Below are 16,521 nucleotides of genomic sequence, written 5' to 3'. Positions count from 1 at the left end.
AGATGTTCGTGATCTGCGCCGGCAATTGGGGCAACGCTTCCGGTGCCGGCGTGTTCAATCGCAACTGGAACAACAACCGGTCGAACTCGAACAACAACAACGGGTTCCGCGCGGCGGACTATGTTTTCATCCTGACATTCCGTGAAGGAAATACTGGAGACATAGGGAGCTTGTCATCCTGCCATCTTGGCGAAATATGCGGGCCAAGGTGTTCTAGTACGAAATGGAAAGTCCACATGCCCAAACGTCATGCCAATTTATATGAAGAGTGCTTCACCATGGAGGCACTTTTTGAAGCCTATTATCGCGCCCGAGCGGGAAAGCGCGAGAAGTATTCGGTGATGGAGTTCGAGAGAGAGCTGGGGGCAAACATCGTTCAGCTCAAGGCGGAGCTGGACGCCTACGACCCGAGCGACAGCGACCCCAGCTACCAGCCACAGCCCTATCGGCGTTTCATGGTGACCGAGCCCAAGCCGCGGGAGATTGCCGCCCCGGCCTTTCGGGATGTCGTGGTTCAGCACGCCATCTACGCCGTCATCTACCCGCTGTTCGACAAGACCTTCATCCACGACTCGTATGGCTGCCGGGTAGGTAAGGGCACGCATCGTGCGAACGACCAGGCGCAGCGCTTCCTGAGGCAATGCCCGGACGGCAGCTACACGCTGCAGCTGGACATTCGGCGCTTCTACTACCGGATAAGGCGAGGCATCCTCCAGCGCCTCCTGGAGCGGAAAATCAAGGATCGACGGCTTGTCGCATTGATCATGATGTTCGCAGAGAGCGACAGCCGTTTCGGCGTGCCCATCGGCAACCTGCTGTCACAGCTGCTCGCCCTGATCTACCTCAACCCACTGGACCATTACGTGAAGCGAGTGCTCAAGATCAAGCGATATGTGCGCTACGTCGATGACTTCATCCTTTTCGGCCTCAGCCGGGAGAGAGCGTGCCAGTGTCGTCGCATGATCGAGCAATTCCTCCGCGACACCCTGGGGCTAGAGCTCTCCCGCTGGACGGTGGCGCCCGCGTCGCGCGGCGTCAACTTCGTCGGCTTTCGCACCTGGCGCCGCACGCGCTACGTGCGCAAGCACAGCCTGTATCGCTTCTCCAAGAGCCTGAAACGCGGCGACGTGGCCAGCCTGACCAGCATCATGGGCAATGCGCTGAGAACGGCCACATTCGCCCACCTATGCCGACGGATCGCCAACGAGCGCCCCGACCTCATTCCACGCCTACCCCTGTATCGAGAGGTGAAGCATGCCTAAGCTGTTCAAGTACCAGCGCCACGTCGAGACCGGCCCCAACGGGGCGGTTATCGACTTCCGCAACACGACTGACGAGGATGCGCCGCGAGCCACGCTGCTCAGCGAGATTGATGGATGGCGCTATGTCAGCGTCCCCGATGGGGCAGTGATGCCCGACCAACCGGCAGAGATCAGCTGGCAGGAAGTGGCAGCCCCCGCCCCTGATCTTGTCGAGCAGCTGAAGCGCGCACGGCCTGTCGCCATCGCCAAGGACGTGGTTCGGAAGCGGATCGAGCTCGAGGTCGGCGATGTTCACGACCTGGTGGCCGACTGCATGCGCCTGTGTGAGTTCTCCCTGGCCCTGAGCCTCCGGGTCAGCAACGAGGTGCTGACCGGGCAGGCGATGGAGGCGTCTGTTCGCGACGCATACACGCAGCGCGTCCAGACCGTGCTAGCCGCCATTGACTCCGGGGAGGTGGTGATGCGCTCCGACCTCGAGGATCCCACCAGTATGATGACGCGCCTGATGGCGCGATACACCAGGATCAACGATCTGCTGGCCGAGACCTACAAGCCGGCCGTTGAGGAGTTGCTGCCGTAGGCCGCCCTCAGTCTTTACCAAGGGCCCGCATGGGCCCTTTTTTGTTGACACGCCTTTGCCAGGGAGGCCCAAAGTGATGATCACCTGCCCCCAGATTTACGCGACGCTGTGCGACCATGAGCGAATAATGGCTGCGCTGTCGTGCCACCTCCCTCGGCCCACTCACATGGAGGTAGTGGCCGCCGAGATACAAAGCGCCCTGATCTGGGGTGAGTATCGGCACGGTGACCATCCCGTGCCTGTCAGCGAAGCCATTGAGTCGCACCTGGTCGGCGTCCTGGCGGCGTCTGATGCGACGCTGTTCCGGCGTCATGGCGGCGATGAGAGGTGTCAGGCTTCCGCGCGCGGCAGTATCTGTCCTGACGGCCTTTGCGCGTCGGCAACGCCACTGTCTGTCGCAGACGCTACGCTCCGGCATACCGGCTGCCGACGAACGGCGGATCTGGTAGGGAGCGTTGCCGAGGCCCATGCCGACAACGCGGCAAGGACGGCGCCACTGCCGTGCTCCGCTCCCGCCTCGAGCCTCTTTGCTGCCACGGTCATAGCCGACATGGAGGCAGAGCTCGAGCGCCGCTTGCCAGGCGTTGCCTATTCCCGCCAGGGCTTCGACCTGGCCATCTTCCATGACAGCCAGGCCGTGGTGGCCGCCGCGTCAGCCATCCTTGATGGCATGCTTGCAGAAAGGGAGGCGGCCGTGAAGTGGCGGCATTCGTCCGGCGCCACACTTGCCCCTGCGAGGGCCCTGGCTCGGTGAAGCGCAAAGGTGCGCCAATTGCAACAGGATGCGATAATGCTAAGTTTAGCGCTTGTTGGCGCGAAGGTCGCGGCAAGGGCATCTTTCCATTTAAGTACATATTTGAGTACACATTAGGCTCTCACTCTTATGCAGGACACCAACCAAGCCCTAGAAACCGCGATTCGACGCACTTTTGCCATCATCTCCCACCCGGACGCGGGCAAGACCACCGTCACCGAGAAGCTCCTGCTCTACGGCGGCGCCATCCAGCTGGCGGGGACCGTCAAGGGGCGCAAGTCCGACCGCCACGCCACCTCCGACTGGATGGAGCTGGAGAAGCAGCGCGGCATCTCCGTCACCTCATCGGTGATGCAGTTCCCCTACAAGGACCGCATCGTCAACCTGCTGGACACCCCCGGGCACCAGGACTTCTCCGAGGATACCTACCGCACCCTCACCGCCGTGGACTCGGCCCTGATGGTGATCGACGTGGCCAAGGGCGTGGAGGAGCGCACCATCAAGCTCATGGAGGTGTGCCGCCTGCGGGACACCCCCATCATGACCTTCATCAACAAGCTGGACCGGGAGGGCCGCGAGCCCATCGAGCTCATGGACGAGGTGGAGGAGGTGCTGCAGATCCCCTGCGCCCCCGTGACCTGGCCCATCGGCATGGGCAAGCGCTTCAAGGGGGTCTACCACATCCGCCGTGACGCGGTGCACCTGTTCTCCCCCACCCACGGCGGCAGGATGCAGCAGGGGGAGGTGATCCAGGGGCTGGACAACCCGCGCCTGGACGAGGTGCTGGGGGACCAGGCCCGGGAGCTGCGGGAGGAACTGGAGCTGGTGATGGGGGCGTCCCACGGGTTCGACCTGCAGGCCTATCTGGAGGGCCGTCTGACCCCGGTCTTCTTCGGTTCGGCCATCAACAACTTCGGCCTGCAGGAACTGCTGGACGACTTCGTGGAATACGCCCCGCCGCCGCGGCCCCGGGCCACGGAGACCCGCGAGGTGTCGCCGGAGGAGGAAACCTTCTCCGGGTTCGTCTTCAAGATCCAGGCCAACATGGACCCGCAGCACCGGGACCGCATCGCCTTCATGCGCATCTGCTCCGGCAGCTTCAAAAAGGGCTCGAAGCTGCACCACGTGCGCATCGGCAAGGACGTGCGCATCTCCGATGCCCTCACCTTCCTGGCCTCGGACCGGGAGCACGCCGAGGAGGCCTTCCCCGGGGACATCATCGGCATCCACAACCACGGTACCATCCGCATCGGCGACACCTTCACCCAGGGGGAGAAGCTGGCCTTCACCGGCATCCCCAACTTCGCCCCCGAACTCTTCCGCCGCGCCCAGCTGCGGGACCCGCTGAAGATGAAGCAGTTGCAGAAGGGGCTGCAGCAGCTCTGTGAGGAGGGGGCCACCCAGTTGTTCAAGCCGCTGAACAACAATGATCTGATCCTCGGGGCCGTGGGGGTGCTGCAGTTCGACGTGGTGGCCCATCGCCTCAAGACGGAATACAACGTGGACGCCAGCTTCGAGAACGTGAACGTGCAGACGGCCCGCTGGGTGACCTCGGAGGATGAACGCAAGCTGGAACAGTTCAGGGACAAGGCCGCCAGCAACCTGGCCATCGACCACGGCGGGGACCTGGTATACATCGCCCCCACGCGGGTGAACCTGCAGATGGCCCAGGAGAAGTGGCCGGAGATCGAGTTCAGCGCCACCCGGGAGCACGGCATCGGCGGGAATTGATCCCCCGGGAAGCATCCCGTGCCTCGGGGGCCGTGTCATCCGGCCCTGCTACCGGTCATGGGCCGGACCCATTGCGCGGACTCAACTTTTCCCGAACCCGGCCGCCATAATGGATGAACCGGCCGGCGGATTCGTCCGTGCGTGAATGCGTTCGTGCCCGGACTCCGCGCCCACAGGCAACAGGGAGTGCTCGTCATGCTGCAACGTCTTCGCATCGGTCAGCGGTTGATCCTGGGGGTGGCCCTGACCCTCGTGGTGATGCTGGCGGTCCTGCTGCCCCTGGTGGTGAGCCAGGTGAACGGCATCATCCAGGAGGCGGAGCAACGGGAGCTGCGGGCCCTGCACGACGAGATCGTCGGCCGCATCGACGCCGAGGCCAAGGTGGGGGCGGCCGTCGCCGGGGCCCTGGCCCAGCTGGACAGCATCACCCGGCGCTTTGCACAGCGGGATCGGCAAGGCCTGCAGCTGCTGCTGATGCCCATGTACGACTACCTCAGGGAAGCGTACGCGGTGCGCCAGTTTCAGTTCCACACCGCCCCCGCCACCTCCTTCCTGCGCCTGCACCGGCCCGGGAAATTCGGCGATGACCTCTCCGGTTTCCGTCACACGGTGGTGGAGGTGAACCGCACGGGCCGGCCGGTGCGCGGGCTGGAGAGCGGCGTGGCGGGCCTGGGCATCCGCGGCGTGGTGCCGGTGCGCCATGCCGGGGAGCAGGTGGGCTCCCTGGAACTGGGCATGTCCTTCGGGGAACCCTTCTTGCAGCAGATTCGCGATGAGTGGTCCGGGGCCGGGATGCACATCGCCCTGCATACCCTGCGGGACGGCCGCCTGGAGCCCTTTGCCAGCACCTGGCGATCCGCGGATCTGATGCCCGAAGATGCCCTGCGGGGGGCCCTGGATACGGGTGAGGCCTTCACCACCGCCCGCCTGGGTGGGGATCCGGTGGCCGTCTACGCCGCGCCGGTGCAGGACTACTCCGGCGAGCCCGTCGGGGTGCTGGCGGTCTCCCTGGACCGCAGCTACTACGTGCAGGCGGCGGCCATGGCCCGCAATACCGTCCTGGGGGTGGGGCTTTTGGCCCTGCTGGCCGGACTGGTCACCGCCTGGTTCATGGGGCGCACCATCACCCGCCCCATGCAGCGGGCGGTGGCGGCCATGCGGGACATCGCCGAAGGGGAGGGGGATCTCACCCGCCGCCTGGAGACCGGCGGGCGGGACGAGATCGCCGAACTGGCGGCCGCCTTCAACCGTTTTGCCGAACGGGTGCAGGAGACGGTGCGGCAGGTGGGGGGCTCCACCGAACACCTGGCCGCCGCCTCGGACCAGATGTCCACGGTCACCACGCGCACCAACGAGGGCATGCAGCGCCAGCGGGTGGAGATCGAACAGGTGGTCACGGCCATGAACGAGATGACCTCCACGGTGCAGGACGTGGCCCGCAACGCCGAGTACGCCGCCGAGGCGGCCCGGGAGGCGGACAACAGTGCCGGCGAGGGCTCGCGGGTGGTGAAGGAGAGCATGCAGTCCATCCGCCAGCTGGCCGAGGATGTGAACCGGGCCGCGGAGAGCATCAACCGCCTGGGCAAGGATTCCGAGGGCATCGGCGCCGTCCTGGACGTGATCCGGGGCATCGCCGAGCAGACCAATCTGCTGGCCCTGAATGCCGCCATCGAGGCGGCCCGGGCCGGGGAGGCGGGGCGGGGCTTCGCCGTGGTGGCGGACGAGGTGCGCACCCTGGCCAGCCGCACCCAGGATTCCACCCAGGAGATCCAGGGGATGATCGAACAACTGCAGCAGGCGGCCAGGGAATCCGTACAGGTCATGGAACAGGGGCGCAACCGGGCCTCGGGCACCGTGGAGCAGGCGGGCAGCGCCGAGCAGGCCCTCTCCAGCATCACCGACGCGGTGAGCCGCATCTCCGACATGAACGCGCAGATCGCCTCGGCGGCGGAGGAACAGAGCACGGTGGCGGACGAGATCAACCGCAACCTGGTGCACATCAACGACATCTCCGAAGAGACCGCCGAGGGGGCCAAGCAGACGGCCGGCAGCGGCGAGGAGCTGGCGCGCCTGACCCGGGACCTGCAGGGCGTGGTGGGACGCTTCCGCTACTGACTGACACCCCGTCCCGGCAGCGTCCTGCAGCGTGCGTGTCCCGGATGCGCCGGACCGCGGCCCTCACCCCCGTCGAAGCGCGAAACTCACGCCATAGCCTGAAAGGCTTGGCGGGAGTAGTTCATAATGGGGCCACCATGCAACCACGGGCGACGGCCATCCATGACCCCCTCCCGCGACAACCCCAAGGCCCTGGAGCACAGCCCCAGCCCCCGGCTCGAGGCCCCGGATGAGAACGACGGCCCCCGTCTGGAGCCCCCGGATGGGGTGCCGCTCCAGGAAGGGGCCGGTTTCCAGGGGCATGTGGTGGGGGTGGGGGCCTCCGCCGGGGGCCTGGAGGCCCTGGAACAGCTGTTTGAGGCCATGCCCGAGGGGACGGGGGCGGCCTTTGTGGTGGTGCAGCACCTCTCCCCCGACCACAAGAGCCTGATGGGCAACCTCCTGTCGCGGCACACCCGCATGCCGGTGCAGACGGTGGAGGACGCCATGGCGATCCGGGGGGAGACCATCTATCTGATCCCTCCGGGCAATCTCATGACCGTGGTGGACGGACAGCTCCACCTGAGCCCCAAGAACCCCGGGGCCCTGTCCCTGCCCATCGACCTGTTCTTCTCCTCCCTGGCCCGGGAGTTCGCCGATCGTGCCATCGGCGTGATCCTCTCGGGCACGGGTTCCGACGGCACCCGCGGTGCCGTGGCCATCAACGACGCCGGCGGCCTGCTGCTGGCCCAGGACCCGGAGAGCGCCAAGTTCGACGGCATGCCCCGCAGCATCATCGCCACCGGCCTGGTGGACGAGGTGCTGCCGCCGGATGCCCTGGGGGCGCGTATCCGGGATCACATCCAGCAAAAGCCCGAGACCCAGGTGCCTCCGCCCCCGCGCGCCACCGGGGATCTGGACACGGGGTCGGCCCTGGAGGGGATCTTCCACCTGCTGCACAACCACGGCGGGGTGAACTTCCGGGACTATAAACCGGCCACCGTGCTGCGGCGCATCGAACGGCGCATGCAGGTGCGCCACGTGCCGGATTTCGAGCACTACCTGGAACTGCTGGAGGCGGATTCCGGGGAGGTCTCCGTGCTGCGCCGGGAGATCCTCATCCCCGTGACCAACTTCTTCCGCGACCCCGAGGCCTTCGAGATGCTGGCCGAGCGGGCGGTGGACGCCATCATGCGCCAGGCCGGCGAGGCCCATCCCATCCGCGTCTGGGTGGCGGGCATGTCCACCGGCGAGGAGGCCTATTCCGTGGCCATGCTCTTCGCCGAGGCCTTCGAACGGCTGCAGCGCTGGCCGGATATCAAGATCTTCGCCACCGACGTGGAGCAGAAGAACGTGGACGCCGCCAGTGCCGGCACCTTTTCCGAGGCCATCATGGCGGAGGTCTCCCCCGAACGCCTGGAGCGGTTCTTCATCAAGCGGGGCAGCCACTTCGTGGTGCGGCCGGAACTGCGCCAGACCCTGGTGTTCGCCCGCCATAATCTGGTGGAGGACCCCCCCTTCACCCGCATGGACCTGGTGTGCTGCCGCAACGTGCTCATCTACTTCCTGCCGGCCACCCAGGAGCGGGCCCTGCGCCGCCTGCAATACGCCCTGGCCCCGGGGGGCTATCTCTTCCTGGGGACCAGCGAGTCCCTGGGGGCCCTGGGGCCGGACTTCACCCCGGTGAGCAGCAAGCACAAGCTCTTCCAGATGCTGCACGGCGCCAGCCTGCCGGTGGATACCCGTCTCACAGGACCCGCCCCCGGTGGCCGCCATGGGACCTCGCGGCCATCCCGCCCGCCGGTGAACGGGTCCCGCTCCCGGGATGCCTCGGCCATCGAGTCGGCGCAGCACGCCCTGCTGCGGGACCATGCCCCTCCCAGCATCCTGCTGTCCGATGCCATGGAACTGATCCACATCTTCGGGGACGCCCAGCGCTACCTGCACTTCCCCTCCGGCAGCATCACCCTGGAGGTCTCCCGGCTCCTGCCCTCGGGGATCGTCCCCGTGGCCCAGGCCCTGCTGCGCCGCGCCATGAAGAGTGACGAGATCATCCGCTCGGAGGCCGGACGCTTCCAGCTGCCCGACGGGAGCACGGCGCGCCTGCGCCTGAGCGCGCGCCGCCTGGACGGGGAGGACCGCAACGCCCCGTTCCTGCTGCTCTCCTTCGAGGCCCAGGAGGATCCCCCTGCCGGGGACGGGGAGACCCCGGCCCTGGACATGAATGCCGAGGCCATGGACCGGATCCACTCCCTGGAGCAGGAACTGGCCGCCACGCGGGAGAGCCTGCAGGCCACCATCGAGGAACTGGAGGCCTCCAACGAGGAACTCCAGGCCACCAACGAGGAGATGATGGCCGCCAACGAGGAACTGCAGAGTTCCAACGAGGAACTGCAGTCGGTGAACGAGGAACTCTACACCGTCAACGCCGAGAACCAGGAGAAGATCCAGATCCTCAACCGTCTGAACGCGGACCTGGACAGCATGGCCAAGGCGGCCTCCATCGCCACCCTGTTCCTGGATGAGTCCCTGCGCATCACCCGCTTCACCCCCGAGCTGCAGCAGATCTTCAAGATCCGGGACGGGGACGTGGGCCGGCCCATCGATGACTTCACCCACAGCCTGGACTACCCGGAACTGATGCAGGACCTGCGCCTGAGCCTGCGGGAGGGACGCCCGTGCGAACACGAGGTGCCTGCCGCCTCGGGCCGCTATTACCTGCTGCGCATCCTGCCCTACACCCTGGAGGGGCAGGCCAGCCGCGGCGCGGTGATGACCCTGGTGGACATCACCTCGGTGCGGGACGTGGCCCGGCTGCAGGCGGTGCTGGATTCCCAGAGCCACCAGGTGGCGGTGCTGGACCGGGAGGGCCGGGTGCAGATGGTGAACACCGCCTGGCGGGCCTACGCCCGGGCCCATCCCAAGGACCCCATGGGGGTGCCCGAACCGGGGGAGGATTTCCTGCTGCGCTGCCGCGACGGGCGCATGGAGGCGGAGGGCGCGGGGGAGAAACTGGCGCAGGAACTGCAGCGGGTGCTGGCGTGCCGTTCCGAGGGCTTCGCCCTGGAGTACCGGCAGGGGGAGGGGCCGGGGGCCCCCGCCTTCCTGGTGCACGTGGGCAAGCTGCACCACCCCGAGGGCGGGGCCATCATCAGCCGCCTGGAGATCACCGACTGGATCACCCGCGCCCGGGACTGATCCCGTCCCCATGGCCCCGGTCGGGGGAGGGATGCGACGGGGACGCCATGGAGGGTCCGGATCCGGTTCACCAGTATTGCGCGAGAAGCCCCCGGCTTTAGCCGTGGGGAGGGTGTCAAACGGTTCTGCCCTGGGGGGGGCTCTCCCAGTCCGTCTCCCATTCCGCTGCGGGCCGCGGCCGGCCAAAGAGAAAGCCCTGCCCCATGTGGCAGCCCTCGCGCAGCAGGAAGGCCCCCTGGCCCTCCTGCTCGATGCCTTCGGCCACCGTCTCCAGGCCCAGGGTCTGCCCCAGGCCGATGACCGCGCGGATGATGGCCTCGCCGTTGGGGTCCCGGCCCACGTCCTGGATGAAGGATCGGTCGATCTTGAGCCGGTCCAGGGGCAGGCGCTTGAGATAGGAGAGGGAGGAGTAGCCGGTGCCGAAGTCGTCCACCGCCAGTTTCACCCCCATCCCCTTGAGCTGCTGGAGTACCGAGAGGGTCTTCTCCGGGGCCTTCATGATGAGGGATTCGGTCACCTCCAGTTCCAGGCACCGGGGGGGGAGGCCGTAATCCCCCAGGGCATCCTGCACCCGTTCCACCAGCGATTCCCGCTCCAGTTGCTGCACGGACAGGTTCACCGCCACCTGAGGTACATGAAAGCCGGCGTCCCGCCAGGCCCGCATCTGGCGGCAGGCCTCCCGCAGCACCCAGGCGCCGATCTCCCCGATCACCCCCATCTCCTCGGCCAGGGCGATGAAGTGTCCGGGGGAGATCAGCCCCAGGGCCGGATGCTGCCAGCGCACCAGGGCCTCCACCCCCAGCAGGCTGCCGTCCCGCAGATCCACCTGGGGCTGGTAGTGCACCCGGAGCTCGTCCCGGGCGGAGGCGCCGCGCAGGGCGGATTCCATCTTCAGCCGGTCCAGCACCCCCTCGGACAGGTTGGGGGCGAAGAATTCGTAGCCGTTGCGGCCGTGGGTCTTGGCCTCATACATGGCCAGGTCCGCATGCTTGAGCAGGGTGTCGGCGTCCTCGCCGTCCTCCGGGTAGGTGGCGATGCCGATGCTGGCGCTCACCGCCACCTCGTGGCCGTCCAGGTGCATGGGCTCCTCGAGGATCTTCAGCAGCTTGCGGCACAGGGTCTGGATATCATCCCGGTTCATCTCACCGTCCAGCAGCAGCACGAACTCGTCCCCCCCCAGGCGGCTGAGGGTGTCGGAGGCGCGGGTGGTGTGCTCCATGCGCCGCGCCACGGTCTGCAGCAACTGGTCCCCCAGATTGTGGCCCAGGGTGTCGTTGATGGTCTTGAAGCGGTCCAGATCGATGAACAGCAGCACCAGGGAGGTGCCATGGCGCCGGGCGCGGCGCAGGGCCTGGCGCAGGCGGTCGCGGAACAGGACCCGGTTGGCCAGGCCGGTGAGGGGGTCGTAATGGGCCATGAACTCCAGCTGCTGCTGGGCCTCCTTCACCTGGCCGATATCGCTGAATACCCCCACGTAGTGCTCGATCTGCCCCGATTCCCCGGGCACGGCGCTGATGGTGAGCCATTCCGGGTACACCTCGCCGTTCTTGCGCCGGTTCCAGATCTCGCCGCGCCAGTGGCCGGTGCCCAGCAGGGTGCTCCACAGGTTCTGGTAGAAGGGGGCGTCCTGGCGGCCGGATTGCAGGAAGGTGGGCCGGCGCCCCTTCACCTCGTCCTCGCCGTAGCCGGTGATATGGGTGAAGGCGGGGTTCACCGCCACGATATGGCCGTCGGTGTCGGTGACCATGATGCCCTCGTCGGCGGCCTGGAAGACCTGATCGGCCAGGCGCAGGCGCTCCTCGTTGGCGCGGCGCTTCTTTTCCAGCTCCAGATGCTGCAGGGCGTAGGAGAAGTCCTCGGTGATGTCCTGCACCAGCCGGTCCACCTGGGGGTTGAAGGCCTCGCGGGTGGCGGAGAGGAAGGTGGCCACCCCCACCAGGTGGTGATTGCGGATGAGGGGATAGTGCCCGAAGGTCTGCACGTCGTTGTGCTGGGCCCAGCGGCTCCAGGCCGGGGGCGCACCGGGGTCGTCGCGGTTGGCGTAGACGTAGGACTGCCGGTTGATGAGGTCCCAGGCCTCCTCCATGGGCAGGGTGGGCACCCGCTGCGGCGGGAGTCCGCTCACGGCCCGGGGTACGGGTACCGCTCCTTCCTCGGGGCAGAGGCTGATGATGCAGCCGGAGAAACCGCCGTGCTGCACCGCGATGCGCACCAGGTTGTCCAGCAGGCGCTGCTCATCCTCGATGCGGATGATGGCCTGGTTCACCGCGCTCAGGGTGGCGTAGAGCAGGCTGACCTGGGCCACCTCCAGTTCCGCCTGCTTGCGGTCGGTGACGTCGCGATTGATGCCGCGCCGTCCCTGGTAGCTGCCATCCTCCCCCAGTACCGCCCGGCATTCATGTTCGATCCAGCGGATCTCGCCATCCGGGCGCTGGATGCGCAGTTCCATGCGTTCGTGGGGGGCGTCGGCGTCCTCCTCCAGCACCTGCCGTTCGTGATTCCGCCAGCGCTCCCGGTCGCCGGGCAGCAGCAGGCGGGAGAACAACTCCGGATCCTCGGTAAAGTCCTGTGGCGGATGTCCGCTCACCCCCAGGCAGGCGGGGGAGACGTAGCGGTAGCGGCCCTCGGGGCCGAGCCAGTAGTCCCACACCGGGGAGTAGTCCGCCAGGATGCGGTAGCGCTGTTCGCTCTGACGCAGGCGCTCGTGGGCCCGCGCCATGGCCTGTTCCTGGTGGATGCGCTCGGAAAGATCCACCACGGCGCAGACGAACTGGTGGCGGCCCTGCTCGTCGGGGCCCAGGGGGGCGATGTGCAGTTCGCCGGTGAAGCTGCCGCCGGTGGCCCGCAGAAAGGTCACCTGGGAGGCCAGCCCCTTGCCCGCCTCATCCGCCTGGCCCAGGGTACGGTTGAGGGCCATCTCGTCCCGGCGGTGGATGAGACGCCCGAGAAAGTGGTGGCGCAGGTGGCGGGTATCCAGACCGAAGAGACCGGCGGCGTGGGCGTTGCACTCCAGCACCAGGCCTGTGCGGTCCACCACCAGGGCGGCCACGGGGATGCCGGAGAACAGGCCCCGGTAGCGCGTCAGGGCCTGTTCCGCCGCCTGCTGGGATTCCCGCAGTTCGGCATTCTGGATCTCCAGCTCCGCCTGATAGATGCGCAGCTGCTCGGTGATCTGCCCCAGGTCCAGGTCGCCCTGTTCCAGCAGCTGCTGCGCCAGGTCGAACTCACCCCGGCGCAGGGCCTGGCGGGCGCGCTCGTGTATGGTGGCCGGTTGCGGGTTGTCGGAGATCCTTCGGGCCATGGCTCATGGTCCGGCGCAGGGCGTCGCCGGCGCCGGCTGTTGCGGCGAAGCGGGCGGCTGCGGGCCGCTTGTCGGGTATTTGGTGCGCATATCTTGGGGCTTGTGAACTGCTTCACGCAATGGAGCCGTGACCATGATACTGCACTTGCCGCCACGCCGCCCCCATCAGGCCTCCCCGCCGGCGCGCCGCTGCGCCTGCGCCGGGTCGGTCTGCCCCTCGGGGAGGGCATCCGCGGGTACCGGATGGCCGAACAGGTATCCCTGGTGGGCCTGGCATCCCTGGTGGCGGAGCCAGGCCCATTGTTCCCGCGTCTCCACCCCTTCGGCAATGACCCGCAGCCCCAGGGCCCCGCCCAGGGCCAGGATGGTGCGGGCGATGGCGGCATCATTGGCGTCGGTGAGTACATCCCGCACGAAGCAGCGGTCGATCTTCACCGCGTCCAGGGGCAGGCGCTTGAGGTAGGTGAGGGAGGAATAGCCGGTACCGAAGTCGTCCAGGGCGAAGCCCACGCCCCGTTCCTTGAGGGTCTTCATCTTGGTGATGGTGTCCTCCACGTCCTCCAGCAGCAGGCTCTCGGTGATCTCCAGGGTAAGCTGGCCGCCGGGGGCGCCGTGGCGGTCGATGGCCGCGAGCACCTCCTGGGCGAATTCCGGGTTGCGGAACTGGCGGGGACTGACGTTCACCGCCAGCCGTATCCCCCGGCGATGGGGATCCCGTGCCCAGAGGGCCAGTTGGGCACAGGCCCGGTCCAGCACCCATTGTCCCAGGGGCAGGATCAGCCCCGTGTCCTCGGCCAGGGGGATGAACTCCGACGGGGGCACCGGCCCGCGCTCAGGGTGATTCCAGCGCAGCAGGGCCTCCGCGCCGGTGATGCGTCCGGCATCGTCCACCAGGGGCTGGTAATGCAGCTGGAAGGCCTCCTCCTGGAGGGCGCGGCGCAGATCCGCCTCCAGGGCGGCACGGGCGCTGATCATGGCCTGCATGCTGGGATCGAAGAAGCGCAGGGTGTTGCGCCCGGCGGCCTTGGACTGGTACATGGCCAGGTCCGCCCGCTTCATCACCTCGTCCACCCGCATGCCGCGGGCCTCCAGCAGGGTGATGCCGATGCTGGCCGTGGTGTGGTGCTCCCGGCCACAGAGGAGATAGGGCACCTTCAGGGCGGCCAGGATCTTCTCCGCGACCCCCTCGGCCCGGGTGGCCGCGGTCCCCCGCTCCGCGCCCAGATCCGGCAGCATGACCACGAACTCGTCGCCGCCCAGGCGGGCGACGCTGTCCACGTCCCGCACGCAGCCGCGGATGCGCTCCGCCACCTGGATGAGCAGGCTGTCCCCCTGATCGTGGCCCAGGGTGTCGTTGAGGACCTTGAAGTGGTCCAGGTCGATGAACAGCAGGGCCCCGTGGTGGCGGGTGCGGGCTGCGGTGGTCAGGGCCTGTTCCAGCCGGTCCATGAGCAGGCGGCGGTTGGGCAGGTGGGTGAGGGGGTCAAAGAAGGCCAGGGTGCGGATCTCGTCCTCCGCCTGCTTGCGGGCGGTGATGCCCCGGGCGATCCCCTGAAAACCGGTGATGTGTCCCTGGCCGTCCCGGGAGGGCATGGCGCTGGAATTGTGCCAGCGCCAGCTGCCGTCCTGATGGCGCACACGGTATTCGATATCCTGCTCCATGTGGCCGTGCTGCAGTACCGAGGTGAAGGCCCGGTGACAGATCGGCAGGTCTTCGGGATGGACGAATTCGGCGTAGTGATGGCCGAGTACGCTCTGGGGGTCATGCCCCATCAGGTGGCGCCAGCTGGGGGAGACGAAGCTGATGTGTCCATCCGGGGTGAACAGGTAGATGATGTCGTAGCTGTTCTCCACCAAAAAGCGGTATTTCTCCTCGGAACGGCGCAGGTCCTCTTCGGCCTGCTTGCGCGCGGTGATGTTGTCGATGATGGCGGCGAAGCGGCCGGGTCCCGTCTGGAAGGCCCCGACACTGAAGTATTGCCCGGAGGAGGGCATGTACTGCTCGAAGGTGATGGATTCCCCCTCCAGACCCACCCGCGCGTAGCGGGCGATGAGGGGCTCCAGTTCCGCGGTGGGGAAGAGTTCCGTGGCGCGCCGTCCCAGCACCACGGTGGCGGGAATGCCCGTGTGGCGCTCGAAGGCGGGGTTGACCAGGGTGAAGACGTAGTCCGTGGCCTGGCCCGCCTCGTCCAGGATCAGTTCGTGTACCGCCACCCCGCTGAGGGAGTTGTCGAACAGGGCGCGGAAACGGGTCTCACTGGCCTTGATGGCCCGCTCCGCCTCGCGGCGTTCGCCGATCTCCTGCTTCAGTGCCTGGTTCATCCGCTGCAGGGATTCATGGCCGGCCTGGAGCTGGCGGTCGTAGCGTGCGGTGCGCAGATACCCCCGCAGCACCAAAAGGCTCAGGATCGTCACCGCCACCCACCCCAGGCCCAGGATCCAGAACTTGCGCCACCAGGCGGCCATCACCATGTCATAGGGTTCCCCGGCCAGTACCAGAAAGGGCAGGTCGGGCACCTTGTAGCCGGTGTAGATGCGCCGCCGGCCGTCCACCGGAGAGAGGACGGTGGCGGTGAGAGACTGCCGGTCCGATCGGATGAGCCGGTTCAGGGCGGGCTCGTCGAAACGCTGGCCCAGGTGGTGACCGAAATGCTGAATATCCTCCCGGGGACGGCGGGCCAGGAGGCGGCCCCGATCATCGGTGATGGTGAGGCTGTTGCCCTCCGGCAGATCGATGCGCTGCAGCCAGGGGTCGAAGAACTCCAGTCCCAGGCGCAGTTCCAGGCCTCCGCTGAGTCTCCCGTCGGGGCCCTGCAGTGCCCGGGTCTGGGCCACGGTGAATCCCACCCCGTTGCGCGTGGAGATAAAGGCGCGGGAGACGTGCCCGCGGCGGTCCGCGTCTTCCTGCAGGACCCGGAAGTGCTCATAGTCCGCGATGCGATAGTCCGGGGGCAGGTCCTCCAGGGTGGTGTGCAGGAGCCGGCCCTGGGCATCGAACAGGCTCAGGGCCCGGGCGCTGGGCAGCAGGGCGCGCCGGCTCTCCAGCCAGGCCGACTGCTCCCGGGGTGGGGGGGCGTGGCCCTGGGTGAGGTCCCGGGCGATTCCCTGCAGCAGCAGGTCCGAGGCCTGGAAGGCCCCCACCAGCCATTCCCCCACCAGCACGCTGGTGGCCCGGCTGTTCTCGCGGGCCGCGGCCAGGTCCCGCTCCCGGGTGGTGCCCAGTTCCCAGGCGATGGCCGCCGCCAGCAACAGGCAGAAGAGGCCGTAGATAAGGCATGGGACCAGGGCGCCGGGCGCGGGACGCAAGGCCTTCGGGAACGATGCTTTCAACACGCCTGTCCTTGGTCGGAGTGGGGCTCCGACCCCCACCGCTGGCGTACGCTCCAGCCACGCCGACGGGGTCCACGGGGACTGGCCCGGCTCCGCGGGACCGCTTTGGATGAATGCCGAGTTCCGGTGAATCAGGGTGGGTACGCAGGGACCGGCCCGTGTACCCATGGACACAGTCTACATGTACTTCGCGGCACTGCACCACTGCTGCAGGTGAGGGGATGAAGGGCATCCTCTGTTGCCGCTGGGGCAGGGGGCTGCGGCAGGGGGG

8 protein-coding genes are annotated in these 16,521 nt (G+C 67.5%); 6 read left to right on the top strand and 2 right to left on the bottom strand.

Annotation, left to right across the window (positions count from 1 at the left end; genetic code table 11):
• Positions 1–2 precede the first annotated feature (2 nt).
• From CKO33_RS02590 to CKO33_RS02565, 6 genes are all read left to right on the top strand, one after another.
• Entirely contained in the window at positions 3–1,262 is a 1,260-nt protein-coding gene (locus CKO33_RS02590; protein WP_200179020.1) for a reverse transcriptase domain-containing protein, read from the top strand.
• The gene (locus tag CKO33_RS02585; RefSeq protein WP_200179018.1) at positions 1,255–1,842 is read left to right on the top strand and encodes a hypothetical protein; all 588 of its coding nucleotides are present in this window, start codon (positions 1,255–1,257) and stop codon (positions 1,840–1,842) included. Before CKO33_RS02590 ends, CKO33_RS02585 begins: the two co-directional genes overlap by 8 nt.
• A 73-nt stretch (positions 1,843–1,915) precedes the next feature.
• Complete coding sequence (locus CKO33_RS02580; protein ID WP_200179016.1) at positions 1,916–2,596, top strand: hypothetical protein; 681 nt, start codon at positions 1,916–1,918, stop codon at positions 2,594–2,596.
• A gap of 129 nt (positions 2,597–2,725) precedes the next feature.
• Positions 2,726–4,327 (top strand): peptide chain release factor 3, encoded by a 1,602-nt coding sequence (locus CKO33_RS02575; RefSeq protein ID WP_200179014.1) that lies wholly within the window; start codon positions 2,726–2,728, stop codon positions 4,325–4,327.
• Positions 4,328–4,522: 195 nt separating this feature from the next.
• The gene (locus CKO33_RS02570) at positions 4,523–6,442 is read left to right on the top strand and encodes a methyl-accepting chemotaxis protein (RefSeq protein ID WP_200179012.1); all 1,920 of its coding nucleotides are present in this window, start codon (positions 4,523–4,525) and stop codon (positions 6,440–6,442) included.
• A 162-nt stretch (positions 6,443–6,604) separates the two neighbouring features.
• Positions 6,605–9,619 carry a chemotaxis protein CheB gene (locus tag CKO33_RS02565; protein ID WP_200179010.1) on the top strand — a complete coding sequence of 1,005 codons (3,015 nt, stop codon included), beginning with the start codon at positions 6,605–6,607 and terminating at the stop codon, positions 9,617–9,619.
• 115 nt (positions 9,620–9,734) lie between these two features.
• Here the strand turns inward: CKO33_RS02565 and CKO33_RS02560 are convergent, their stop codons facing one another.
• On the bottom strand, positions 9,735–12,920 hold the full coding sequence (locus CKO33_RS02560) for an EAL domain-containing protein (RefSeq protein WP_200179008.1): 3,186 nt from the start codon (positions 12,918–12,920) through the stop codon (positions 9,735–9,737).
• 165 nt (positions 12,921–13,085) lie between these two features.
• Positions 13,086–16,250 carry a bifunctional diguanylate cyclase/phosphodiesterase gene (locus tag CKO33_RS02555; protein WP_200179004.1) on the bottom strand — a complete coding sequence of 1,055 codons (3,165 nt, stop codon included), beginning with the start codon at positions 16,248–16,250 and terminating at the stop codon, positions 13,086–13,088.
• Positions 16,251–16,521 lie beyond the last annotated feature (271 nt).

It is taken from the genome of Ectothiorhodospira mobilis (assembly GCF_016584115.1).
GTDB lineage: Bacteria > Pseudomonadota > Gammaproteobacteria > Ectothiorhodospirales > Ectothiorhodospiraceae > Ectothiorhodospira > Ectothiorhodospira mobilis.
The sequence above is the reverse complement of the archived record's forward strand: the minus strand, read 5'-3'. Positions and strand labels throughout refer to the sequence as shown.